Source organism: Alteromonas sp. DY56-G5 (assembly GCF_041414725.1).
In the GTDB taxonomy this organism is placed as follows: Bacteria; Pseudomonadota; Gammaproteobacteria; order Enterobacterales; family Alteromonadaceae; genus Alteromonas; species Alteromonas macleodii.
The window spans coordinates 35,142-59,881 of the sequence record NZ_JANHZQ010000007.1 but is presented as its reverse complement, the minus strand read 5'-3'; the positions used below and the strand labels follow the sequence as shown (position 1 = coordinate 59,881).

The 24,740-nt window shown below is 45.6% G+C and carries 18 protein-coding genes; 15 read left to right on the top strand and 3 right to left on the bottom strand.

The window, feature by feature from the left end; genetic code table 11:
- The first annotated feature begins 323 nt into the window (after nt 1-323).
- Nucleotides 324-2,174, top strand: coding sequence for a dihydroxy-acid dehydratase (ilvD, locus tag NO989_RS05290; RefSeq protein ID WP_283626660.1), 1,851 nt, complete (start codon nt 324-326; stop codon nt 2,172-2,174).
- Nucleotides 2,174-3,727 (top strand): threonine ammonia-lyase, biosynthetic, encoded by a 1,554-nt coding sequence (gene ilvA, locus NO989_RS05285; RefSeq protein WP_371342181.1) that lies wholly within the window; start codon nt 2,174-2,176, stop codon nt 3,725-3,727. Before ilvD ends, ilvA begins: the two co-directional genes overlap by 1 nt.
- A gap of 245 nt (nt 3,728-3,972) precedes the next feature.
- Here the strand turns inward: ilvA and plsB are convergent, their stop codons facing one another.
- Nucleotides 3,973-6,426 (bottom strand): glycerol-3-phosphate 1-O-acyltransferase PlsB, encoded by a 2,454-nt coding sequence (plsB, locus tag NO989_RS05280; protein ID WP_014951390.1) that lies wholly within the window; start codon nt 6,424-6,426, stop codon nt 3,973-3,975.
- Between the two features lie 267 nt (nt 6,427-6,693).
- Here plsB and NO989_RS05275 point away from each other — a divergent pair, with 267 nt between their 5' ends.
- From NO989_RS05275 to NO989_RS05245, 7 genes are all read left to right on the top strand, one after another.
- A complete protein-coding gene (locus NO989_RS05275) occupies nt 6,694-8,979 on the top strand; it encodes a diguanylate cyclase (RefSeq protein WP_371342179.1) in 2,286 nt (761 codons plus the stop codon).
- A 172-nt stretch (nt 8,980-9,151) separates the two neighbouring features.
- Nucleotides 9,152-12,712: a hypothetical protein gene (locus NO989_RS05270; protein ID WP_371342178.1), complete on the top strand. Its 3,561-nt coding sequence runs from the start codon at nt 9,152-9,154 to the stop codon at nt 12,710-12,712.
- 112 nt (nt 12,713-12,824) lie between these two features.
- The gene (lexA, locus tag NO989_RS05265) at nt 12,825-13,451 is read left to right on the top strand and encodes a transcriptional repressor LexA (RefSeq protein WP_014951387.1); all 627 of its coding nucleotides are present in this window, start codon (nt 12,825-12,827) and stop codon (nt 13,449-13,451) included.
- A gap of 582 nt (nt 13,452-14,033) precedes the next feature.
- On the top strand, nt 14,034-15,197 hold the full coding sequence (gene coxB, locus NO989_RS05260) for a cytochrome c oxidase subunit II (RefSeq protein WP_014951386.1): 1,164 nt from the start codon (nt 14,034-14,036) through the stop codon (nt 15,195-15,197).
- 9 nt (nt 15,198-15,206) lie between these two features.
- Nucleotides 15,207-16,835, top strand: coding sequence for a cytochrome c oxidase subunit I (ctaD, locus tag NO989_RS05255; RefSeq protein ID WP_014951385.1), 1,629 nt, complete (start codon nt 15,207-15,209; stop codon nt 16,833-16,835).
- 147 nt (nt 16,836-16,982) lie between these two features.
- Nucleotides 16,983-17,570 carry a cytochrome c oxidase assembly protein gene (locus NO989_RS05250; RefSeq protein WP_014951384.1) on the top strand — a complete coding sequence of 196 codons (588 nt, stop codon included), beginning with the start codon at nt 16,983-16,985 and terminating at the stop codon, nt 17,568-17,570.
- Nucleotides 17,571-17,593: 23 nt separating this feature from the next.
- On the top strand, nt 17,594-18,487 hold the full coding sequence (locus NO989_RS05245; protein ID WP_239238989.1) for a cytochrome c oxidase subunit 3: 894 nt from the start codon (nt 17,594-17,596) through the stop codon (nt 18,485-18,487).
- 15 nt (nt 18,488-18,502) lie between these two features.
- On the opposite strand, the gene NO989_RS05240 is transcribed toward NO989_RS05245, so the two are convergent.
- On the bottom strand, nt 18,503-18,712 hold the full coding sequence (locus tag NO989_RS05240) for a DUF2909 domain-containing protein (protein ID WP_039221374.1): 210 nt from the start codon (nt 18,710-18,712) through the stop codon (nt 18,503-18,505).
- A gap of 45 nt (nt 18,713-18,757) precedes the next feature.
- On the opposite strand from NO989_RS05240, the gene NO989_RS05235 reads away from it, so the two are divergent.
- Genes NO989_RS05235 through NO989_RS05210 form a run of 6 tightly spaced genes read left to right on the top strand, consistent with a single transcriptional unit; the run spans nt 18,758 to nt 23,357 of the window.
- Nucleotides 18,758-19,462 carry an SURF1 family protein gene (locus tag NO989_RS05235; protein WP_239238992.1) on the top strand — a complete coding sequence of 235 codons (705 nt, stop codon included), beginning with the start codon at nt 18,758-18,760 and terminating at the stop codon, nt 19,460-19,462.
- A complete protein-coding gene (locus tag NO989_RS05230) occupies nt 19,455-19,994 on the top strand; it encodes a hypothetical protein (RefSeq protein WP_014951380.1) in 540 nt (179 codons plus the stop codon). Before NO989_RS05235 ends, NO989_RS05230 begins: the two co-directional genes overlap by 8 nt.
- A gap of 5 nt (nt 19,995-19,999) precedes the next feature.
- Entirely contained in the window at nt 20,000-21,217 is a 1,218-nt protein-coding gene (locus NO989_RS05225; RefSeq protein WP_239217864.1) for a heme A synthase, read from the top strand.
- A complete protein-coding gene (gene cyoE / locus NO989_RS05220; protein WP_014980735.1) occupies nt 21,210-22,127 on the top strand; it encodes a heme o synthase in 918 nt (305 codons plus the stop codon). The genes NO989_RS05225 and cyoE overlap by 8 nt, the downstream gene beginning before the upstream one ends.
- Complete coding sequence (locus NO989_RS05215; protein ID WP_014977801.1) at nt 22,124-22,768, top strand: SCO family protein; 645 nt, start codon at nt 22,124-22,126, stop codon at nt 22,766-22,768. The genes cyoE and NO989_RS05215 overlap by 4 nt, the downstream gene beginning before the upstream one ends.
- A gap of 1 nt (nt 22,769) precedes the next feature.
- Nucleotides 22,770-23,357, top strand: a complete 588-nt coding sequence (locus NO989_RS05210; RefSeq protein WP_371342175.1) for a GNAT family N-acetyltransferase — start codon at nt 22,770-22,772, stop codon at nt 23,355-23,357.
- A gap of 79 nt (nt 23,358-23,436) precedes the next feature.
- Here the strand turns inward: NO989_RS05210 and NO989_RS05205 are convergent, their stop codons facing one another.
- Nucleotides 23,437-24,663 carry a polysaccharide deacetylase family protein gene (locus NO989_RS05205; protein ID WP_371342174.1) on the bottom strand — a complete coding sequence of 409 codons (1,227 nt, stop codon included), beginning with the start codon at nt 24,661-24,663 and terminating at the stop codon, nt 23,437-23,439.
- Nucleotides 24,664-24,740 lie beyond the last annotated feature (77 nt).

The window sequence follows — 24,740 nt, the reverse complement described above, 5'->3', positions numbered from 1 at the left end:
GTTCGTGATATTGAGTGATGAGGTAAAGCCATAACCTCTAACGAACAACATTTCATAATTACAATGCCAATGGATATAGGTATTGTATGTCAAATATATCATATAAAACAAAGCGCTACTGATGTGTTAGCAGTTAGGCTTTGTTGCTCCTCGCTTTGAACGACCTTAGATGATGTGTTACATCATCAGTATGACATGCAATTTTGAGTAAAACAGCGCGTATTGGAAGTTGAGCCAAAGCATTACTGGTTTACCACTGTTTTTTAGTTTCACAAAAAGGTCTAGCGCCAAAACCTAGAACCTTAAATTAACGGGAAGGATTTATGCCCAAGTTACGTTCAGCAACTACCACCCAAGGTAGAAATATGGCGGGAGCTCGCGCGTTATGGCGAGCAACTGGAATGAAAGACTCTGATTTCGGCAAGCCTATTATTGCTATTGCGAACTCATTTACGCAGTTCGTACCTGGGCATGTTCACCTAAAAGATCTCGGCCAATTAGTGGCGCGCAGCGTTGAAGAAGCGGGTGGTGTGGCGAAAGAATTCAACACTATCGCAGTGGATGACGGTATCGCCATGGGGCACAGCGGTATGCTGTATAGCTTACCATCTCGAGAAATCATTGCTGATGCAGTGGAATACATGGTGAACGCACATTGCGCCGATGCCATCGTTTGTATTTCTAACTGCGACAAGATCACCCCGGGAATGCTAATGGCGTCTATGCGCTTGAACGTACCGGTCATTTTTGTGTCTGGGGGCCCAATGGAAGCGGGTAAAACCAAGCTTTCAGACCAGCTTATTAAACTAGATTTGGTTGACGCCATGGTAGCGGCTGCTGACGACAAAGTTAGCGATGCTGATACCGACGAAATTGAACGCTCAGCCTGCCCTACCTGCGGCTCATGTTCAGGGATGTTCACCGCGAACTCCATGAACTGTCTAACCGAAGCGTTAGGTTTATCCTTGCCGGGCAACGGCTCTATGCTGGCTACCCACGCCGACCGTGAAGGTTTATTTAAACAAGCGGGCAAACAAATTGTTGAGCTGTGCAAGCGTTACTACGGCGACGATGATGACAGTGTATTACCACGTAATATCGCTAACTTTAAGGCTTTTGAGAATGCCATGAGCTTGGATATTGCCATGGGTGGGTCGACCAATACCATTTTGCATCTGTTAGCAGCGGCAATGGAAGGCGAAGTGCCGTTTACTATGGCAGACATCGACAGATTGTCTCGCAAAGTGCCTCACCTATGCAAAGTGGCACCTTCAACACCCAAATACCACATGGAAGACGTACACCGAGCGGGTGGCGTTTTGGGTATTTTGAACGAGCTAAATAAGGCTGGCTTGCTGAACACCGATGTTAATCATGTTTTAGGAAAACCGCTTACCGACGTTATCAGCGAGTGGGACATCACTAACCCTGAAAACGAAGACGCTATTACCTTTTATCGCGCGGGTCCTGCGGGTATTCGCACGACAAAAGCATTTAGCCAAGATTGTCGCTGGGATGAAGCCGATGACGACCGCGAAAACGGCTGCATTCGCTCTATCGAGAATGCGTTCAGTCAAGAAGGTGGCTTAGCCGTGCTTTACGGTAATGTGGCTGAAGATGGCTGTATTGTAAAAACGGCTGGCGTAGATGAGTCTATTCTTAAATTTAACGGTACTGCCCGTATTTACGAAAGCCAAGACGACGCGGTAGCAGGTATCTTGGGCGATGAAGTAAAAGCCGGTGATGTGGTCTTCATTCGCTACGAAGGTCCTCGCGGGGGCCCGGGTATGCAAGAAATGCTATACCCAACGTCTTACTTGAAATCTAAAGGGTTAGGTAAGCACTGCGCTTTGGTAACAGACGGACGCTTTAGTGGCGGTACCAGTGGGTTGTCTATAGGTCACTGCTCACCTGAAGCCGCCAGTGGTGGTGGCATTGGCCTAGTGGAAGATGGCGATAAAATTGAAATAGATATCCCCAATAGAAGTATCAATATTGCTATTAGCGATGAAGAACTAGCAGAGCGTCGCGCGAAAATGGAAGCCAGTGATAAGCCTTGGAAGCCGAAAGATCGCGTTCGTGAAGTCTCCACATCACTTAAAACCTTTGCGGCGTTAGCAACCAGTGCCGATAAAGGTGCAGTGCGTGATGTGACTAAGCTGGAAAATCTGTAATGGCAGCCGAACACGTTAGCGATCATGAATATTTGAAGAAGATCTTACTTGCCCCTGTTTACGATGTAGCAGTGGCAAGTGAACTTTCCTATATGTCTTTGCTTTCAGCCGAGCTTGGCAATGAAATTTTTCTGAAGCGCGAAGATCAGCAGCCGGTAAAAAGCTTTAAGCTGCGCGGTGCCTATAACCGTATTTGCTCACTAAGCGACGAGCAATTGCAAGCTGGCGTAATTGGCGCCTCGGCGGGTAATCATGCGCAAGGCTTAGCGTACAGTGCAAAAATGAAAGGTATTCAGGCGACTATTGTCATGCCTGAAACCACGCCTGATATCAAGGTAGACGCAGTACGACGCTTCGGCGGTGAAAACGTGAATGTGGTATTGCATGGCACCAGCTTTGATCAAGCAAGTAGCCATGCAAAAGCATTATGTGAGACCCACGGTTATACCTTTGTTCCGCCCTTTGACGACCCCGATGTCATTGCAGGGCAAGGTACAGTCGCGCGAGAGCTGCTAGAGCAAAACCCACACCTCGATATCTTATTTATTGCTGTGGGCGGCGGTGGCTTAGCCGCTGGTATTGCGGTTTACTTAAAGCAACTAAAACCAAGCATAAAAATCGTTGCGGTAGAGTCGGAAGAGTCGGCCTGTTTCATTAAAGCAAAGGCGCAAGGCGCGCCAACCGAGCTTGAAAGCGTCGGCATTTTTGCTGATGGCGTTGCTGTTAAAGTGATGGGGCAGGAAACTTTCCGTCTGTGTAATCGTTTAATTGATGAAACCATTACGGTTACTAATGATGAAATATGCGGAGCAATTAAGGATATCTTTGATGATACCCGTGTTATTGCAGAGCCTGCGGGCGCATTGTCGGTGGCGGCAATTCGCAAGTACGCTAAGCAACACGACCTCAAAGGTAAGAAGTTAGGCGGCATTCTGTGTGGCGCAAACATCAACTTTCATACCCTTCGCTATGTGTCTGAACGCTGTGAATTAGGTGAGCGGAAAGAAGCGGTCTTTGCGGTTAAAATTCCTGAAAACAAAGGTGCGTTTAAACAGTTTTGCGAGTGCGTTGGGGCAAAAGCAATCACAGAATTTAACTATCGCTATGCCAGTGAGAGCGAAGCACATATTTTTGTGGGCGTTAAGCTTAAAGGCGGGCAGCAAGAGTTTACTGCACTGCAAAGCGACCTTGAAAGCAAAGGGTATGACTGCGTTAACTTAACCGATAATGAGTTAGCGAAGCTCCATGTTCGTCACATGGTTGGTGGCCGTCCGCCAACTATTCTCAACGAGCAAGTCTTCAGCTTTGAATTTCCTGAGCGTCCGGGTGCGCTACTGAACTTCTTAAATACGTTAGGTGAACAGTGGAATATTACCCTATTTCACTATCGCAACCATGGCGCAGCAGAAGGTTTGGTATTGGCAGGCTTTGATATCGCACCAGAAAGTAGAGATGACTTTAACCAGCATGTTGCTGAGTTAGGCTATAAGGTTGAAGAAGTAACAGACAACCCCGCCTATCGTTTTTTCCTGTCGCAACCAACGAAGGTCTAAATAGCGAAACAGGCGAAAGGAGCCTATCTCCCGTTTTCGCTTTGTATTGCTTCGCGTTAAGCGCAGGTTTACCGGGGAGCGATACGAAGCGGCACTATCTAGCGTCTATCTATCAATGAAGTATGGGGATTTTCAATGCCTGCCAAGATAGATTGACGCGCAATAAAAAGCCCATGCAGTAGCATGGGCTTTCTCTTTTTACCTAAGCTCCGTAGTGCTGGCAAATTCAGCCAGCTAGCGTCGCCTTAATTCGAAGCGTTTAGTGTAACGTTCTCCAAATGCTGCATCATTTCTGGCCAAATCAGGGCCATAACGTCAGCGCGTAAGGCTTCACACTCTTCTGAGTACTTTAAGCTGCCATCTTTTTCAGAGTCCAGCCAGTGGTTTTCTTTCAATGCACTGATAAAGCTAGACAACACATTCTTATCGTAAAACTCTGGTGAGCTTAGCCCGTAGAGAGCAGATAAGCGTTCAGCCACTTGCTTACTTTCGCGCTCAAGTGCACTTCGGCTAATGACCTTTTCTTTATCTAGAATGGTCAATACCACCGCGTAACGCTGAAGCGTTTCCTGCATACATCGGCTTAACAGCCATGCTGAGTGGAATTGTTTGCAGTGTGCATCTGGCGGCAACAGTTCATCGCCCTCCTGACGCAACAATCCTTTGTTTAGTAGCGCTGTTATAAGCGCATCAGTATGCGCAAGCGCCTCATCTTGGGTAAGGTGCAAGAACAGCTCTTTTTGCAGCAACGGATAAAGCGCCGCAATAAGCTGAAAAATACTGTTCTTCGTGGTGCCTTTCTTCGCGAAGATAGACGCCATAATAAGACCTGGGATCGCGAATAAGTGCAAAATGTTGTTGCGATAATAAGTAAGGTATACCGCTGATTTTGGTTGAGGACTGATCAAACGCCCATAATCGTCTTCTTTTACGTCAAAGCGGCCTAATTTCAGCGTATCGCGCAGTAGCTCTTCCGCTGATGAATCTGGAATGGTGGCATCATCGCTGAACGGTACCGCTTTAAACAAGTCCATGAAATCGCCCATTGCTTGTTTTAACTCAGCTTCACTCATGGTCTGTCGTTTAGAAGACAGTAAGCATAACGACGCTAACGCCATACCATTTAATGCCGCTGCGCGGTTAATTCGCGTCATGACATTATTGGCCAGTTCGTTAACCGCAGGTGTCAGCCACGCTGGTTTTTTCTCTGGCTCGGCATCGCGACAATCTCGCCAGTTAGGCACATGATTTTCAAGAAACTGGTTAAGCGCAATGGGTTCGCCAAAATTCACGTATCCGTGACCATAATTCTTGAGTTTACGAATAGCCGAGAACACCTGAAGGTTAGATTCTTTTTTCTTCTTAGAGCCTTTGAGTTCGTTCAAATAGCTTTTCACTTCCATCACGTTCTCATAGCCAATATAGACAGGCACGATACTAACTGGACGGTTAACGCCTTTGAGCATGGCTTGAATGGTCATGGCTAGCATGCCCGTTTTCGGTGGGATCAAACGGCCGGTTCGGCTGCGGCCACCTTCGGGATAGTATTTTACCGAATAGCCTTTGTTAAACAGCAGTTCTAGATATTCTCTGAAAACAGCTGTGTAGAGCTTGTTGCCTGCAAAACTGCGGCGTAAGAAAAAAGCACCGCCACGACGGAACATTTTTCCAACCGGCCAAAAGTTCAGATTGATACCTGCAGCGATATGTGGCGTAACCATACCTTCGTGATAAATCACGTAGGTCAATAATAGGTAATCCATGTGGCTACGGTGGCACGGTACGTAGATGATTTCATGACCATTAGCCGCCAATTCACGAATGCGATCGGCATGACCTACACTAATACCGTTATAAATTTTGTTCCAGATACGGGTAAGTAGCCTGTCGCCAAAACGAATTAGCCCTTCGCGGTAGTCTGCCGCGATTTCTGTGATGTAGGTTTGGGCAGTCTCTTTCGCTTTTTCATGAGACACCTTCTTGCTTCGTGATTCCTCAGCAATAGCGCGACGCACTGCATCAGAGCCCAACACACTATTATTGAGTTCTTGGCGCTCTAACAGCGTAGGGCCAGTCATGCTTTGGCGCTTTCTTTGAAAGTGAGTGCTTGCTACGCGCACAAGCTTATGTGCAATACTTTGGTCACTACCATGTTGATTGGACATCGCGCGTGCAGAAACGGCTTTAGAGTAGTTAATAAAGTTGTCGCGGCCCAAAAACAGCACAATGAACAACTTACGAAGCCAACTTGGCGCCGCTTTATCAGCAATGAGATCGCTTAAGCCTGGCTTACCACGACCCGGGGCACGGCCCCACGTCACATAGACAGGAACAACTTGTAAATCTAGGTTTTCATGGTCTCTATGCAAATGAAAGAGGTCAGTAAAAACGTCTTCAATTCCCGTATCTTTAGCCGACGAGCGGAAAAGAGGCTGGGTTTTACGTAAAAATAAGGTCGACGAATACTCTCGCCCCGCTAATGTAAGGGTTTCTGTAGGACTAGGTAAACCTAGCGCTTTAGTCGACATTCTCAGTGCAAGTTGGTCTGTCACTGAGTTGGTGGGAAGTAGATAAACGATAGGTTTACTTTTATCTATTCCTAATTCGGTTTCAACGTTAACTGGAATGCTGTGGGCTTTAACCAGTAACTTAACAGGATAATGAAATACCGACAGAAGGGCTTTTCGCATCCACGACATGAATTATGTAATCCTATGAAATATAAACGGGTGAAGTGTAACACAAACGCGTCACAATCTCGCGACAAGCCAATTTCATCGCTTCTCATGCTGTAATGACTATCCATAACATGGGAAGTTCAAAAGCGCCCTTCTCCTTTTCTTGTGAGTCACAGCCATTTCTATAATGGGTTCGAATACAGAGAACGTAACATTAGCTGTATTTAATTGCGGTACAGCCGGACTGTTACTACTTTTATAAGGGCAAATGAATATGAGCAAGCAGTAGTGGATGATCAAAGCCGTTTAAAGACAATTAATGACTTTATGCTCAATAGCGAAGTGCCGTTAGATCTTGATGATTTAATGATGGTGCTCGCAGAGGCATACAAGGTGCCGATCGCACTCATTGGCGTCGTCGGAGAGTTTGAAGAAACCTTTAAAGCACACTACGGAACCACTCTTTCTAAAGTCACTCGTGAACATGCGTTTTGTAGTCACGTTGTTGAAGAGCGCAAGCAGGTGGTTGTTAGCAACGCGCAAGAAGATCCACGGTTTATGCATAATCCTCTCGTCACCGGAGAGCCTCACATTTGTTTTTACGCAGGAACGCCGATCGAGATAAATGATCAGGTAATCGGTGCCGTATGTTTAATTGATACCGTGCCAAGAGAAATAGACGCAAAACACTTAGAAGTTTTAGAGAGAATAGGTGCTTTGGTTAGTCAGCATATTTCGCTTTCAAGAGAACACGAAGCGCTTAAACGCGAGCATGGGCTTATTGAGAAGTCTCCTATTGTGTTGGCAACGTGGCGCTATGATACGTCGTTGAGGCTGGTGTATATCTCGAAAAATAGTGAGCGTGTATTGGGAGTTTCCCCCCAAGATTTGCTCACTGGAACGGTGGCATTGAGTGAGGTGCTGTCTGAGGAGGCGGAGGGTGATTTTACCTTTGCTATGCAGGCCCACATGGAAGGTGTGGAAACGCACACCTGCCGTCTTCAGATAAAGACGCCAACGCGTACTATTTGGGTGAGCATGATATCAACGGCAAATTTTCGCGAAGACGGCATGTTGTACTCGGTTCAAGCATTTTTGTTTGACACTAGTGACCAAAAGTATGTGGAAGATAAGCTCAACAAAACCAATCAGCGGATGCGTTTATTACTCGAGGCTTCAGAGTTAGGAACATGGGACTGGAACTTGGCCGCCGATGTTAATCAAGTCAACAAGCGCTGGTGCGACATTGTTGGTCTTGAGTATGAATACTACGACAGTGGCTCCCGCTTTTTTAGACAGCTCATTCATCCCGCGGACTACGTCAAAGTTGAAAAGCAGCTCAACATGCATCTAATTGGTAAGAGCAAAGTCTTTAACACCACATTTCGCATGAAACACACTGATGGCTCTTGGGTTTGGGTTGAAAGTTATGGGAAAACCGTTGAGACAGATGCCCAAGGTAAGCCGGTTCGTATAGCAGGTATTCACAGAGATATAACGCAGCGAATGGAAAGCGAACTGCATGAGAGAAAGAAAACCCAGCTCCTTCAATTTATCAATAAAACCCGGGCATCATATCTGCAAAACAATGACTTGACGATGGCGTGTCAGTCCGTACTGGCTGAACTCATAGATATCTCAGATAGCCAGTTTGCCTTTGTCGGCCAAATGAAAGGAGACGGTAGCTCATCTAGACTTTTCATTCATGCGATTTCTGAAATTGTTTGGGATAACAGTAGCTTTTCTCAATATGCAGAGTACAAAAAACGAAACCTCTACTTTAGTAACTTCGACAACCTTTTTGGAACCTCAATTTTAACGGGAGAAGTTACCATTAGTAATGCGCCAAACAGTCACCCTAATTCCAAAGGTGTTCCGCACGGTCATCCGCGCATTAGCCGATTTTTAGGCCTACCTATAAAAGTGAAAGATAAAGTAGTGGGAATGGTCGGTTTAGCGAATAAGTTTGATACCTACACTGACGAAGATGCTGAGTTTCTACAGCCCTTTTTAGATGCATTGGCTGGCTTGTTCTACGCAGTAGAGCTTGAGGAAGCCCGAGCCGTTGCTGAAGAGAAGCTTAGGCATTTGGCGATGACCGATTCTTTAACGGGCCTTTATAACCGACGCGCGTTCCTTGACGAGTGCATTTCATTTTCAAAACAACATTGTCGTGGATGTGTTGCTATCGTCGATATTGATCACTTCAAAAAAGTAAACGATACCTACGGTCACGATGCTGGAGATCAGGCGCTTATTGCTGTTGCGAGAAAAATAGCTAAACATAATCAAACGCCAAATGTCGTGGCTCGATTAGGAGGAGAAGAGTTTGCAATAGTCATGATAGGTGACAAGAAAGAAGAGATCCATAGGCAGCTAGAAGCACTGCGCATTGCTGTTGAAGAAGGAAGGGTGACCTACAAGACAGACACGATGAATTTATCGATCAGCATCGGCGCAACATTTATCAAAGACACCTTTGAGGCGGATTTCAGCGCCCTCTTATCGCTTGCTGACAAGGCGCTGTACAGAGCCAAGGAGCAGGGCAGAAACCAAGTCGTATGGGATGAATAATAATAGTACGTGGCTTCGCCTACATTAAATATAAGCGTATACGCTCAAGGCGCTGTTGCTAGATTGATAAAGTTAAGTTATAAAAAACGAATATTTTATTAAACTTAATAATTAGGCTTGTTTTGAGCTTTTAACTAAAAAGCCGACATGCCTTTTAAATCAGGGACGATGTATGAAAACTTCGCGCTTGGGTTTTTCTGGCCTTTTTTCTCTTTTAGCTCTAACTGCGTGTGGTGGTGGAGGTGGCTCTGATTCTTCTCCACCTACAAACCCACCACCTCCACCTGAGCCGACAGCACTAGAAATTTTATCAAATCCTTTAGATTACTCAGAGTCACGACTAAACTCGGCGGCAACCACCTATGCTGATGCGAACTACAGTGGAGAAACGAAAGTCTCTACTGTGGATATCAGCGCAGTACAAGAGGTTTACATCACGCTCTTTGGTGACAATACAAGTGGCTCACCCTATGTAGATCAATATGATATCTACACCTTCCTAGATGAGAACGGCAACGTTGAAGGTACGACCGAGTGCTATGAATCAGGATCAGTAACATACTCAGGTAAGCTTGATGAAGACACGGGTAAAGGAACGATTACTGTAGACTATGATCAGTGCATTCAATATTACGACTCCACTCGGTATGACGGACAATTTTCGCTAGTTATTACTGACGCAGGTGAAAACAGCTCCGAAGTAACGTCTTATTTCACTACTTTGTCTATGCTAGACGGTGGCGTGCGCACAACATTAAAAGGCTACTTAAGTGTTGATTTTCGCTACCGCCCACAAACAGGTACGTTTTATGAAGAGACGAGGCAGTATCTTACTGTCACGCACAATGGTGAAACTTACAAGGTCAGTGGCACATCAGCAGAAGGGGTGACAAACAACACCTTCGTGTCTGAACTTAATGGTTCAATCTACATTGCGTCTAAAGGCAAATTGGACTTTGCATATTCTTCTGATCAGGGCGACCTTCCCTATTCGTCATCTGGCTCGCTGGTCGTAAAAGGAGATAAAACGGCTGGAATTGACGTTATTGATGGCGCTGTTCGCTATGGCGAAGATAACAACGGCGATGATATTTACGATGTAGGTGTATACTTTAATAATCTAACAGCGTTTGCCAGCGGAAATCATACTGGCCTTGCGCTTTCAGATATCGATGCGATATCCGTACCTCCTGTAGTGAATCAGCCTTATTACTATGCCTATGAGACTGTCTATACCACAGATGAAGTCACCGTTGAGCCTGGCTACTATCATGATTCAGATACTCCCGACTCAGAGCTGGTGATTTCGTTTCGCTGGTATGTAAATGGTGTAGTCCTTGACGATGTTAATGGTACCACGCTGCCACCTTACAGCGCAGTCTTCGGTGATGAAGTTAAAGTTACCATGGTGGTGTCAGACGGTATTAACGTTGTTGAATCCCAGCCTACTTTCGTTGAGATCGGCAATTCTCCTATGACGCTCACTGCATCGAATATGCCTGAAGTAGTAACTGCGGGCGGATACGTAGAGTTTACCGTATCGATGAGTGACCCAGACAGAGTTGACGATGACGTCGCGGGAGAGCTTATTTCAGCGCCTCCCGGTGCTTCGTTAAATGCGGAAGGTCTGATGACCTGGAATGTACCTGCGAATCAACTTTTCAACGCTCAAACTTATATGTTTAGTTTCGCTAGCTTAGACGGAACTGAATCCCAACAAACGCTCGAAATCACTTCTTATGCGGACAAGGCCCCGGCTTATGCTCGTACTACTGTGATGACACCAATTTATAATCACGGCTTTGCTATTGCTTCGACCAATGGTGCAAGTGAACTTATCACGGTAAATGCTCGCAACGTGGGCGCATTTTCGCTAGAAGGTAATACGCTTAAAAATACCTATGTGTATCCGTATAAACTGCCTACTAAAGGCGAAATTAGAAGCGTGCATACCCAAGATGTTGATGGTGACAATAATGATGAAATCTACCTTCTTACTCAACAGGGATTGTCTGTAATAAAAGACCGCGAAAGTAACGCAGAAGCGGTGTTTATTATTGAAGATAGTATTATTTCTGGCTTATTTTATGACATCAATGGTGACGGGGTTGATGAAGTTGCTTATTTATATGGGAGCGAATATTACAATGCGACTTCTATTGCCATTGTAGATGTTCGCACAGGTGAGCAGTTGCAACAGTACGATATTGACGGCGTCAATAACCTTGCTTTTGGTAACGTAGATGATGACGCATCGATAGAAATGGTAACGAACAATGGTTATGTATTTGATATCGAAAGCGGTGCCAACCAATGGCTATACGGTAGCGGGTTCAGCGACGCATTTGTTGTGCTGGGTGATATGAATAACGATGGTGTAGATGAAATCATCGGTGCCGATAGTTGGAATGATATCTCAATCTACTCTGCAGTATCGAAAAGCAGTTTGGCAACGGCGGAACATGGTGACATTTGTGATATCGCCTATAGTAAAGAAAGCCCAGCTACAGAAGGAATAGTGGTTGTCTCCGAGTGTCAGTGGGGACAAGTTAGAGGTTTTGCATTAGAAGCGGGACAAATCTCTGAGCAGTGGGCTCTTAACCACAACACTTACAGTGGCATGTCACTTCTCATTGACGATTTAGACAATGACAATGTGGACGACATTATTTGGACTGGTGAGAATCAAATTTTAGTAGCGCAACAAGATGCCAACGGTGAATATGCCTTGTCAGATATAAAAGGTGCGCCGCGCGCGAGTAGATATCATGCCGCGGGTTGGGCACCTTATGGCGATAATGATGAAAGAGCCGTCTTTGTTAGCGATACAAGTAGTTACGAATCATCTATTCAGATTTTATCGGTAGATAAAGAGGATAACTTTGCGATAAGTGCTGAGGTTGGCGAAGATGTCTATAACTATAGCAAACCGGTCGTTACAGACTACAACAATGACGGTGTGGGTGAGTTACTAATAGGGGCACTGGATTATAGTTCGTCGTTTAATGTCGTGAGACTTACAGATAACGCTATTCAGTGGACACTGAACAATAATCAGAATAGTGAAATTTCGTTTATTGAAGCCATTGACGTAAATAACGATAGTTACGCCGATGCAGTTATTATTGAGAACAATCGACTTAAAGCGTTTGATATCGAGAATCAGGTGCTTATCGACTCAATCATTAACGATTTTTCAATTAATGCGCTTGCTGCCTCTGAAAAAGACGGTGTGCATTATTTTGCTGTTGGGGGCTATAGTTCGCTCAAGCTCTATAAAATGCAGGATGGTGAATTTGTTGGATTGAATGAATTGGAAACCAATTGTGACCAATTGCTCACGGTAAATTTTGATAGTGATAGCGAACTTGAATTTGCGTGTTTAAATAGAAACTACAACACCATCAATGTTTATGACGTGGCGAGCGATGCATTAGAACTCAAAGACACTATAGCACCGTCATTCTACCCTCAGTATATAGCGGCTGTTCCAACGACGTCGTCTAATCAGTCGATTCTCGCTATCTACCAGCCTAACGAGAATGACTATTCGTACAATTATTATGACAGCATCGCATATCGCGTGGTTGAGGTTGATAATAAAGGCAATGTGGTGTGGCAAAGCCCTGGACTTGGGCTCGATAATGTTGAAGGCATGCGCACACGTCAAAATAGTGATGGGGAGCTGGAGTTACAAATTAGTAACCCGAACATGGCTCTTCTCGTAAAATAAGAGGAAAGCACTTGTCGTAGGCTATTGCAGATCGCAAAAGACGCGGCAAGTGCTTGTTATTTAGTTTTAGGTGTATATACTTACAGGAACTGTATGAACAGACAGGTCTTTTATGCGCCCACTCACAGCTCGACAAACCGAAGTTTTAGAACTTATTAAAACAACCATGTTAGAAACGGGAATGCCGCCTACTCGTGCGGAAATAGCCCGTCAGCTTGGCTTTCGTTCTGCTAATGCAGCAGAGGAACATTTGAAAGCATTGGCGCGTAAAGGCGTGATTGAAATTTTGCCTGGTACGTCTCGTGGCATTAAGCTCAATATCCCTCTTGATAACGACGCACAAGAAGAAGAAGGCCTACCGTTAATTGGGCGTGTTGCAGCTGGTGAGCCGATCTTGGCGCAAGAGCATGTTGAATCGCACTACAAAGTAGATCCTGCACTGTTTCAACCCCATGCCGACTTTTTGCTACGCGTCAACGGTATGAGCATGAAAGACATTGGTATTTTAGACGGTGACCTTCTCGCTGTTCATCGCACCACTGATGTACACAACGGTCAGGTGGTTGTGGCGCGTGTAGATGAAGACGTCACCGTAAAGCGTCTAGAGAAACGCGGGCGTGAAGTATTGCTTCATGCTGAGAATGATGAGTTTGCACCAATAAAAGTTGATTTGGCGACTGAACATTTTGCGATAGAAGGCATTGCGGTGGGTGTGATCAGAAACGCTGACTGGATGTAGTATTTTAGCTTGTTTGTATAAAAGCGGCGCGTTAGCCGCTTTTTTTATGTCTTTTGTTCCTGTTTTTTTCTTCAATCTGCCAACTTAGGTTTTATCCTGCCCAGCAAACCTGTTGGTTTTCTGCGCGCTTATTTTTATCATTACTCACGTTATTCTTTCTATGAATGCTTCAAGTATTTTCCATTTTTTATTTTGAATTTTGTTTGAAATCGACATTGAGTAATCGATTACTTATTGATTTCTTAACTAGTTAGTCGAGCACTTACTTTAACCCCGTGTTCAAAATGCCTGTTTGATTCCAAGGGCATCCCACAGCAATGGCTTTCTCTTTTTGCACGTGAAATTCCCCGCGACCATTTTAGTAAATGATTAAAAATTAACCACTTCGTTAAATTTTTAATAGAAAAGACTAGACGGCACGACATTATTGCGCAATTCTTATACAGAGATTAACAAAATAATAACAATGACTCTAAATTTGTTTTACAAGTTGAGGTTATGGGTCAATCGTTCGCAAACCATTTGGTAGGGCATCGCGCAAATTAATCAGCGTCTTTGACCACGCCATTACGGAGGTGCTGAGTGAAACAACTAACGACCGTTTTCGCAAAATGGTGTTCTAGTATACCAATTTTGCTTTTTTCCCCTTTGCTTTTTGCGCAAGAAGCAAGCGAAGAAGCCTCTTCGCTTAATTTGAGACGCGGTGCTACCGACATCAGTGGGCAGGTATACGACCTCCATATGTTGATGTTCTTCATTTGTGTAGGTATCGCGGTTGTAGTTTTTGGCGTGATGTTCGCTTCAATGTATCTACATAGAAAGTCCCGTGGTGCCAAGCCAGCTAATTTTCACGAAAACGTGAAGGTCGAAATTGCTTGGACCGTTATTCCTTTCCTTATTCTTATTTTCATGGCGGTACCCGCAGCGAATACTCTAATTGCTATGGAAGACACGTCTGAGCCTGACATGACGGTGTTAGTAACAGGCTCTCAATGGAAATGGCACTACAAGTACATGGATAGCGATGTAGAGTTTTATTCTTTACTCGCCACTCAGCGCGAGCAAATAGAAAACAAATTTCAGAAAACAGATAACTACCTGCTGGAAGTCGACCGTCCCTTGGTTATTCCTACTGGGAAAAAAGTACGCTTTCTTATTACTTCTGACGACGTTATCCACTCTTGGTGGGTTCCTGACTTTGCCGTGAAAAAAGATGCCAACCCCGGCTTTATTAACGAGTCTTGGGCCAAGGTGAATGAGCCGGGTATTTATCGCGGACAGTGCGCAGAGCTTTGTGGTAAAGACCACGGCTATATGCCGGTTGTGGTAATTGCTAAAGAACCCGCCGAGTTTGAAAAGTGGATGGGCGAACAAGAAGAGATTGTTCGTAAAGCAAAAGAAGAAGAGCAGCGTCTACTTTCTATGAATATGTCTATGGATGAACTGATGAAAGAGGGCGAGCGAGTATACAACGCAACGTGCGCTGCTTGCCATATGCCAAATGGTGAAGGTTTACCTGGCGTGTTCCCGGCATTAAAAGGCAGCAAGATGGCACTAGAAGATCAGCAAGGTCACATTGACATCGTGCTGCATGGAAAGTCAGGAACAGCCATGCAAGCGTTTGGAAAAATGCTAAGTCTTAAGGAAATTGCCGCCGTAGTCACTTACGAGCGAAATGCCTGGGGCAATAAAACTGGCGATATGGTTCAAGCCAAAGATGTCAACGCAGTGGCAAACGGAAACTAGGAGCAGACAATGAGCAAAGCAACTGAAGTTATTTCGCCAGATACCTCTGCGCCTCATGACGGTCACCTACATGATGACCATGAACACCACGATCATATTCCTAAAGGGATAACGCGTTGGTTGTTTACCACTAACCACAAAGACATAGGCACACTTTACCTGTGGTTTGCCTTTATTATGTTTTTAGTTGGTGGTGCGATGGCCATGGTGATCCGCGCTGAACTATTCCAACCCGGTCTACAAATTGTAGAGCCAAACTTCTTTAACCAAATGACTACGGTACACGGGCTTATCATGGTATTTGGTGCAGTAATGCCAGCCTTTACTGGGCTCGCAAACTGGCTTATTCCCATGATGATCGGCGCCCCTGACATGGCGTTACCGCGCATGAATAACTGGAGCTTCTGGATTTTACCAGGTGCCTTTCTCATTCTATTGAGCTCGCTCTTTATGGAAGGCGGCGGCCCTGCTTTTGGATGGACTTTCTACGCGCCCCTTTCAACGACTTACAGTGGCGATTCGACAGCGTTGTTTGTGTTCTCTGTTCACATCATGGGTATTTCATCCATTATGGGTGCGATTAACGTGATTGTGACCATCTTTAATATGCGTGCGCCAGGCATGACCTGGATGAAAATGCCGCTGTTTGTATGGACGTGGCTTATCACGGCATTCTTGCTGATTGCGGTAATGCCAGTGCTCGCCGGTGCGGTTACCATGGTGTTAACTGATAAGTTCTTTGGCACGAGCTTTTTTGATGCTGCTGGTGGCGGCGACCCGGTTATGTTCCAGCATATTTTCTGGTTCTTCGGGCACCCTGAAGTGTACATTATGATCTTGCCCGCTTTCGGCATTATCTCGCAAATTGTTCCTACCTTCTCTCGAAAGCAGCTGTTTGGATACGCGTCTATGGTTTACGCCACGGCGTCGATTGCGCTGCTCTCTTTTGTTGTGTGGGCTCACCATATGTTCACCACGGGCATGCCGGTGTACATGGAAATGTTTTTCATGTTTGCCACCATGCTTATCTCGGTGCCTACTGGCGTAAAAGTGTTTAACTGGGTAGCGACCATGTGGCGCGGCTCACTGAGCTTTGAAATGCCAATGATGTTCGCTATTGCCTTTATTGTGCTGTTCACCATTGGTGGGTTGTCAGGGCTAATGTTGGCGATCACGCCCGTGGACTTCCAATATCACGACACTTACTTCGTTGTAGCCCATTTCCACTATGTACTGGTAACTGGCGCGGTCTTTTCCATCATGGCTGCGGTGTATTACTGGTTGCCTAAATGGACGGGAAAAATGTATGACACAGCTTTAGCTAAATGGCATTTCTGGTGCTCACTGGTATCGGTCAATGTGTTGTTCTTCCCTATGCACTTTGTGGGTTTGGCTGGTATGCCACGCCGTATTCCTGACTATGCATTGCAGTTCGCTGATTTTAATAAATGGATAAGCCTGGGTGGTTTTGCATTCGGTTTATCTCAGCTCATCTTTCTTGCCCTGCTTATCAAGGCATGCAAAAAGCAAGGTGAGCCGGTATCAGCGCAAGTTTGGGACGGCGCAGAAGGATTGGAATGGGAAATTCCATCACCCGCTCCTTATCACACGTTTGAAACGCCACCTGTCGTTAAGTAACGGTAGGTGGAGTTGTGAATAGGTCATTCCTTTCAACCGGCAAAAGCCGATGGGAATGACATTCACACATTGCAGGTGGTGAGGGAGATAAACGACTAAACAAGCGTTTACCAACCTTCATCTATGGATTTACCCGGAGGTCACGTGATGTCACAGCAAAGCGCAAACAACAAGATGGTTATTAAACTTGTTGCTATTGTCATTGGCATGTTTGGCTTCGGCTTTGCCCTTGTTCCCTTGTACGACGTATTTTGCGACGTTACGGGAATTAACGGAAAAACCGAAGGCACGGCTGCGGTTTATCAATCGGTTGAGATTGATGAGTCGCGAGAAGTGACCGTCGAGTTTATTACTCGCACAAATACCGGTATGCCCTGGGAGTTTCGTGCTGAAACCAAGCGCGTGAAAGTGCACCCTGGCGAACTTAATACGGTATCGTTTTATGTGAGAAACCCTGCATCAAGCAATATCGTAGCTCAGGCCATTCCCTCTGTATCCCCCGGAACGGCAGCACTGTACCTGAACAAGACTGAATGCTTCTGCTTCAATCAGCAGCCATTAGATGCGGGTAGTGAAGCCTATATGCCCATGCAGTTTTATGTAGACCCTCAGCTACCTGAAGAAATTACGTTTTTTACCTTGCAGTACACACTCTATGACGTCACAGCGCGAGCCAGTGACCTAACGACAACACCGAATCCCTTTATGGCTTCAACACCATCAAATGGCGAATAGGCCGAAGGGGTAAGGAGAAGAAAATGCAACCCGAAGTACAGAATCACGAATACCAAAAATATTATGTACCCGCACAAAGTCCATGGCCCATCGTAGGGGCCGTTGCTCTATTTCTTATCGCCGTAGGTGCGGGCAATTATGTGGTGCAAGCAACCAAAGGTGAAACAGGCTATGGCGGTCATATCCTTTTAGCGGGGATAGCAGTATTGCTCGTTATGCTTGTAGGTTGGTTTAAAAATCAAATAGACGAATCTATGGCAGGGCTTTACAGCGATCAGCTGGGGCGTTCATATCGACAAGGTATGAGCTGGTTTATCTTTTCAGAGGTGATGTTTTTCGCTGCGTTTTTCGGCGCCCTCTACTACGCGAGATTTATTTCCGTTCCGTGGCTGGGCGGCGCATCGAACAACGCTATGACCAATGAGGTCTTATGGCCGACCTTTGAGGCCATGTGGCCGCTGGTGTCAACGCCAGGCGGCACTTCCACACAGGAAATGAGTGCTGCGGGGTTGCCCACAATCAACACGGTTATCTTGCTTATCTCATCTATTACACTGCACTTCGCTCATGTGGGACTAGAGCAAAACAAACGCAAACAGCTAACCCTAATGCTGGGTATCACTATCTTACTTGGATGTGGGTTCTTGTTCCTACAGGTAGAAGAGTACATACATGCGTATCGCGACTTGGGGCTTACGCTTCAGTCAGGCATTTACGGCAACACCTTCTTTATGCTCACAGGGTTTCACGGCATGCATGTGACCCTTGGCACCATCATTCTAATTGTACTGTTTTTTAGGGTCTTGAAAGGCCATTTCACGCCTGAAAACCACTTCGCGTTTCAGGCGGGGAGCTGGTACTGGCACTTTGTAGATGTAGTGTGGGTCATGCTCTACATCTTTGTTTACGTACTTTAAAAGGAATCCCCAAACTCAGTAAGGCCTTGGGTTTGGGGTAATTAAACCGGTACCAATAGCGATAAGAATAATAATAACAATGACGGCAGAAGTGAGCACGCGTCGACCAATGTACTTACTCATAGGCCCTTTTGATGTGTCGTTTTTCATCATGATTCGCATCGCCATGAACAAGTTCACAATCATGTACAGCACCAACGCAACAAGGACTATTTTTATCAACATATTCACCTCTGTTTTTATTCTAATTTTGCATGGTGCGAAATAATCATGTTTTCTCGCACTCGCCACGTTATTCCTTGGTTACTCACGGGCTTTAGTGTGGCGATTATGTGCGGTTTAGGGTACTGGCAACTTGATCGCATGGTCCAAAAGCAACAACGCTTAGCTAGCATAGCGCAAAAGCAAAGTAATGGAACCTTGAGTTTAGAAGAGGCGTTGTCTCATGATGATCCTCGGGATATTACCGTATCGTTCAGCGGCGCAATAGACGCTAACCATGTGTTGCTATTAGATAATCAGATTCACAATCAGCGGGTGGGTTTCGATGTCATCGTACCGGTAAATACCAATGTCGGGTGGCTCTTGGTTAACTTTGGCTGGGTGCCTGCGCCAGACTTAACGCGCACGCTACCGGATATAAGTTTTACAAGCCAAACGCGCGAATTAATCGGCGTGCTTAGCGTGCCGGGTAACAACCCCTTAGTGAAAGAAACCAACATGGCTTTGTCGCAAAGCCCCGCGCTGGTACAACACATAGAATTCCCTGCACTAAGCAACGCCTTAGAGCGCAAACTTTTACCCTTTATTCTTCACCTTACCACGCCTGACCCCGCGTTTATTCGTGAACATCAGACCGTCGTAATGTCTCCTGAAAAGCACCTTGGCTATGCAGTTCAATGGTTTGGTTTAGCTATTGCCGCTGCAGCCATTGGCGGCTTTGCAATTAGTAAGAAAGGACGTAGTTATGAGTAATGCTGCTTCGAAAAAAACATTAATTATTATGGTAGCCGTGTTTGTTTTACCTGTTGTTTTGGCAAAGCTCGCACTTGATAACGATTGGTTTACTAAAGGCGCGACAAATAAAGGTCAGCTGCTCGCGCCGACCATCGACATGAGTGCGCTTTTAGAAAACGCGGAACCTAAATGGCGTTTGTTGTATGTGATGCCAAGTAAATGTGACGCAGTGTGCGAGAACGCACTTTTTAGCATTAACCAAGTGTGGCTTGCGCTAGGTAAAGAATCGGACCGTGCTCAAGCAGTGGTCGTTACTACCGCTTCAAGCGACCAAACTGCGATAGCCGCGCTAGAAGACTACCCTTTTGTCGAAACCTTACCCGTTACTACACCAACGGCGCTTGCCTCTAGCAGTGTTTATATTGTTGATACGCAAAATAACGCCATGCTCTTTTACGACATTAAAGACGATAGAAAAGACGCCGTGATGGAAAGCCGCAACATGCTGGCAGATATGAGAAAGCTCCTAAAATTATCGCGTATAGGATAATGGCCATGAAAAAATTAACCCTATTCAGTATTTTTTTGGCGGCGGTCGTTATTATTCTCGGTGCGTATACGCGTTTGACCGACGCGGGGCTAGGATGCCCCGACTGGCCTGGATGCTACGGTAATTTAACCGTGCCTTTGAGTGAGGAAAAAGTGGCACAAGCCAACGCTGCTTTTCCCGAACGTCCAGTTGAGGCGTTTAAGGCGTGGAATGAAATGATTCACCGCTATTTTGCAGGAACGCTGGGGCTGTGTGTTCTGGCTATTGCCATTATTGCTATTCGGCAGCGCGACAAAGGAATGCCCGTTAAATTACCTCTGTTACTGCTGGGGCTTATTATCTTCCAGGCAGCACTTGGTATGTGGACCGTGACGCTCAATCTGCTTCCCGTCGTAGTTATGGGGCATTTGCTGGGGGGCTTCTCTGTACTCTCTTGCCTGTTTATTCTCTACCTCCGCTTGCGCAACACCGCAGGCGATGCATCGAAAACTAAACAAGCGCCCATAGCGTCAGCTATGCATGATCAGGATATTACCGACTTACCTCAAGCCAAAGTCTTTCAACGAAACCTTAAACTTTTCGCCTTCATTGGGCTTGGCGTGCTTGTTACCCAGATTGCTCTTGGTGGATGGACTTCTGCCAATTATGCTGCGTTGGCCTGTACGGAAATGCCGGTCTGTGAAAGCGGTTGGCAGGAAAGAATTGATTTGGCAGGTGCATTCAGTGTGCCTGATGCAGACAACTATGAGTTTGGTGCTCACGATTACGGCGAACGAGTTACCATGCACATAGTGCATAGGTTCGGCGCGGTCATCACGTTTTTATACTTGCTAGCACTAGGTATAAGTGTGTTGGTAAGCCGCTACACCACAAGTAAACAAAAATATGTGGGTGCGTTTATGTTGGTAGCATTGTGCACGCAAGTGGCATTAGGACTTAGCAACATTATCTTTATGCTGCCACTGGCTATCGCTGTAATGCATAACGCGGTCGCAGCCGTGTTACTTCTCTCCCTACTCAACCTCATTTTTACCGTATTTTTGGCACTAGAAAACGATAACGTCTTCGGTACAGAAAAACGAAATACAGGCTCATTCTCAGGTTCGAAACCACTGCAGGGTGCAGGTGCATTTAGCATCCACGAAGCGCCTTTGCACGACCCTTTAAACGCGTCAACGTCTTCTCATATTCTCCCTAAAGCTCCAGGAGGTTTCCATGGCTAAATCGGTCTCTTTACATGCGCGCACTTCACGTCAGCACAATGTAGTCACGTGGCGAGATTACTATGAAATGACTAAGCCTAATGTCGTCATGTTGTTGCTGTTAACCGCGTTAGTAGGCATGTGTTTAGCTACGCCTTCGTGGGTAAACGCAACCGTACTTATCTGTGGCTTATTGGGTATTGGTATGTTGTCTGCGTCTGCTGCGGTTATTAATCACGTTGTCGACCATAAGATAGATAGTGTGATGGCGCGTACTTTTAATCGCCCCGTCGCAAAAGGCAAGGTTAGCGTAAACAACGCGCTGTGGTTTGCAGGCGTTTTAGGTGTGGTTGGATTTGTAGTGTTAGCTCTTTTTGTGAATATGCTAACCGCGTGGTTAACCTTAGCAAGTCTAGTAGGCTACGCGTTTATCTACACGATGTATTTAAAGCGAGCGACACCGCAAAACATCGTGATTGGCGGTTTAGCAGGGGCTGCTCCACCGCTTCTAGGTTGGACCGCGGTTACAGGGGAAATACATGCCCATGCCCTGCTTTTAGTGCTGATTATCTTTACCTGGACGCCGCCGCATTTTTGGGCGCTCGCTATTCATAGAGAAAAAGATTACGCCAAAGCGAAGGTGCCCATGCTGCCGGTAACCCACGGTGTGTCATTTACGAAAACGTCAGTGTTGCTGTATACAGTATTGTTGGGGCTTGTATGTTTGCTGCCCTATCTTACAGGCATGAGCGATCTCATTTATTTGATTGGCTCAAGTGTGCTTAACATTGGGTTTTTATACTATGCATTAAAGTTAAAATTCGATGCAGAGCCACAAACTGCAATGAAAACTTTTAGGTTTTCAATTATTCATCTCATGGTATTGTTTGTCGTATTACTCTTAGATCACTACATACCACTGAGTTTATGAATCAACGAACTACCGTCGGCCTTGTTGCATTTTTAGCGCTATGTGCAGGCATCGTAGGGGCGCTGTATATCGCGCCCCCAAATGTTGAAAGTCAGCCTGAATACTTTCAGACTTACCCAGAGCCGAGAGCATTATCACCGTTTTCACTTACATCTCATGAAGGTGAAGTGTTTGATAATTCGTCGCTTGAAGGGCAGTGGAGCTTAGTATTTGTGGGCTATACCTTCTGCCCCGATATTTGCCCAACTACCATGGCTGAACTGAACGGCATATATCCTGAACTAAAAGCATTAAATAGTGTCGAACCTATTCGAATTGTTTTTGTATCCGTTGATCCAAATCGCGATTCAATTGAAAGACTTTCAGAGTATGTGAGCTATTTTAATGAGGAGTTCATTGCCGTAACTGGAGAGCACAAGGCGCTATTCCCGTTTGTACGTAATTTAGGAATGATGTATGCCATTGCTGAAAGTACCGATAACCCCAACTATTTAGTTGATCACAGTGCATCTGTCGTACTTGTCGACCCTGAAGCTAGGGTGATAGGAAGATTCAAACCAAAAAGAGAGCCAGGAAAGCTATCGATAAGTGATTCCCAGCAAATATTGGCTGATATGCCAATAATAATCTCGAAGCAGTAATATGGAAATCAAAATAAGGCAAGGTGTGGCATCTGATGCTGCGCAAACTACGCCGCTTATATTGAATGCGGCGCAGTCTTTGTTAACGTCTATTTTTGGACAAAATAAAAATAAAACAGCTGAGGGCTACCTGTCTCATGCATGGGAGCTCGGTGGCGGGCAATATGGCTTTAAGAATCATTGGGTGGCGTGTAGCGGCGACGAAGTACTCGGTGTTGTGACCTCTTGGCACAGCAAACTTGGTGCAACATTTGATAGGGCGACCCTTGATAGCATCACATCGTACTTTACCCTCGATGAGGCTATGACAGTGCTCATGCGCAATCAGACCGTGGCCATCAATCTTACGCCGCCTACTAATACCGAACTCATGATAGGCCATCTGTCTGTTGAAGAAAGTGCCCGTCGAACGGGCGTGGGAACGATACTGGTAGATGCTATGCAAGCGCGAGCAGAAAAACTGAACAAACGTAAAGTGGTACTAGATGTTGAAGTGTCGAACGTGCCAGCCATTCGTTTCTATCAGCGTCATAGTTTTGAGGAAGAGTCGATAAATAAAGGTTTTATTCGATTTTCTAAACCTGTATAGGTAAGCGTTTCCTTATATAAGTGCGAGCCCAATCGATATGCGCTCGCGCTCAAGCCTAGATGTGCCTTATCGACATGCCCTAGTCTGGGTAATTGCCGTTCTCATCTGCCACAAAGAAAGGCGTAGAGTACCAATAATAACGCCCTGATTGCGCATTAGACGGTGCTGTACAATTCACACGTGAACGTCCTACTGGAAGCGTTTCATCGAGGGTAAACGTAAGCACATTTTCTTCTAGGCTAGTCTCGATAGGGTCGCCGCCGAAAAAACAATTTACTTGTGTAAGGCGAACATCGTCACTGTCTATCGTTAAACTAATGGGCGATGACAGGTTTCGCGCTGTCATACGAGGGTCTTTATGTGAACTTTGCGTCACTGGCATGGCAAGACTATTAAGCTTGGTCTTTAGCGTTGCCAAATTGGCGTAAGGACCGGCCGCGGGGAAGCGCGGTAGTGCCTGCATGTCGCTAGATGGGCCCACAGCCCCGGAATGCTGCCCGAATCCTATGTAACCTTCAGCTTTGAGCTTCCTAGCGAGCGCCGTATTGTACTCGCCAAATGGATAGGCTAAATATTTAAAACTGATATCTAATTTATCTTCTATCTTCTTTTCAGCACGTGCTACGTTTTGCCATACTTTTTCTAACCATGCGCGTTCTCCCATTTCCTGCTCACCGTTTAGCATATGAAGGTGGTCTAGCGTGTGGTTGGCAAAAACAACGCCATCGTTATGCATAGCAATAACTTGCTCCCATGTTAGCTGCTTAGGACCTACGCCGATTTCATCAGGGTTGATAAACACGGTATAGGGAAAACCTAGGTCAGCCAGTATTGGGTGAGCATTGTCTAAAATGTTTGCGTAGCCATCGTCAAACGTAATCGCAACTGCATTTTCTGGCAGTGTAGTGTTGTGTTGTATCGCAGAAACAACGTCCTGAAGCGAAACAACAGTGTGGTGTGCGTCCAAGTATTCCATGTGCGATTTAAAGGCTTCAGGTGAAATACTGGTACTGGCTGGTGTTGAAGACGACACATGGTGATAAAGCAAAATGGCGGCGTTAGGCGAGGTGCTCACACTAGAGTCGATGTTATTACCACTTTGTTCCTTTGTAGTGGAAGTCGCATCAGCAACAGGGTTTGCATCTGAGCTTGAAGCAATGCTAGGTGAGACCAACAAAACATTGAAAATTCCCGCAAGCATTGAAGATAAGATCTTCAAACGCGTACGACTCGTCGTTCTATTTTGAATTACATTGTTGGTTTTCATATCATCATCCACTGAGTGCCTAATCAAATTCAATAGCATGGTAAACTCCAAATAATGCGACTTGGCCAATCTTATACATGGTCAAGCTGGTACGCATTTCACTTATGCCGCTGCAT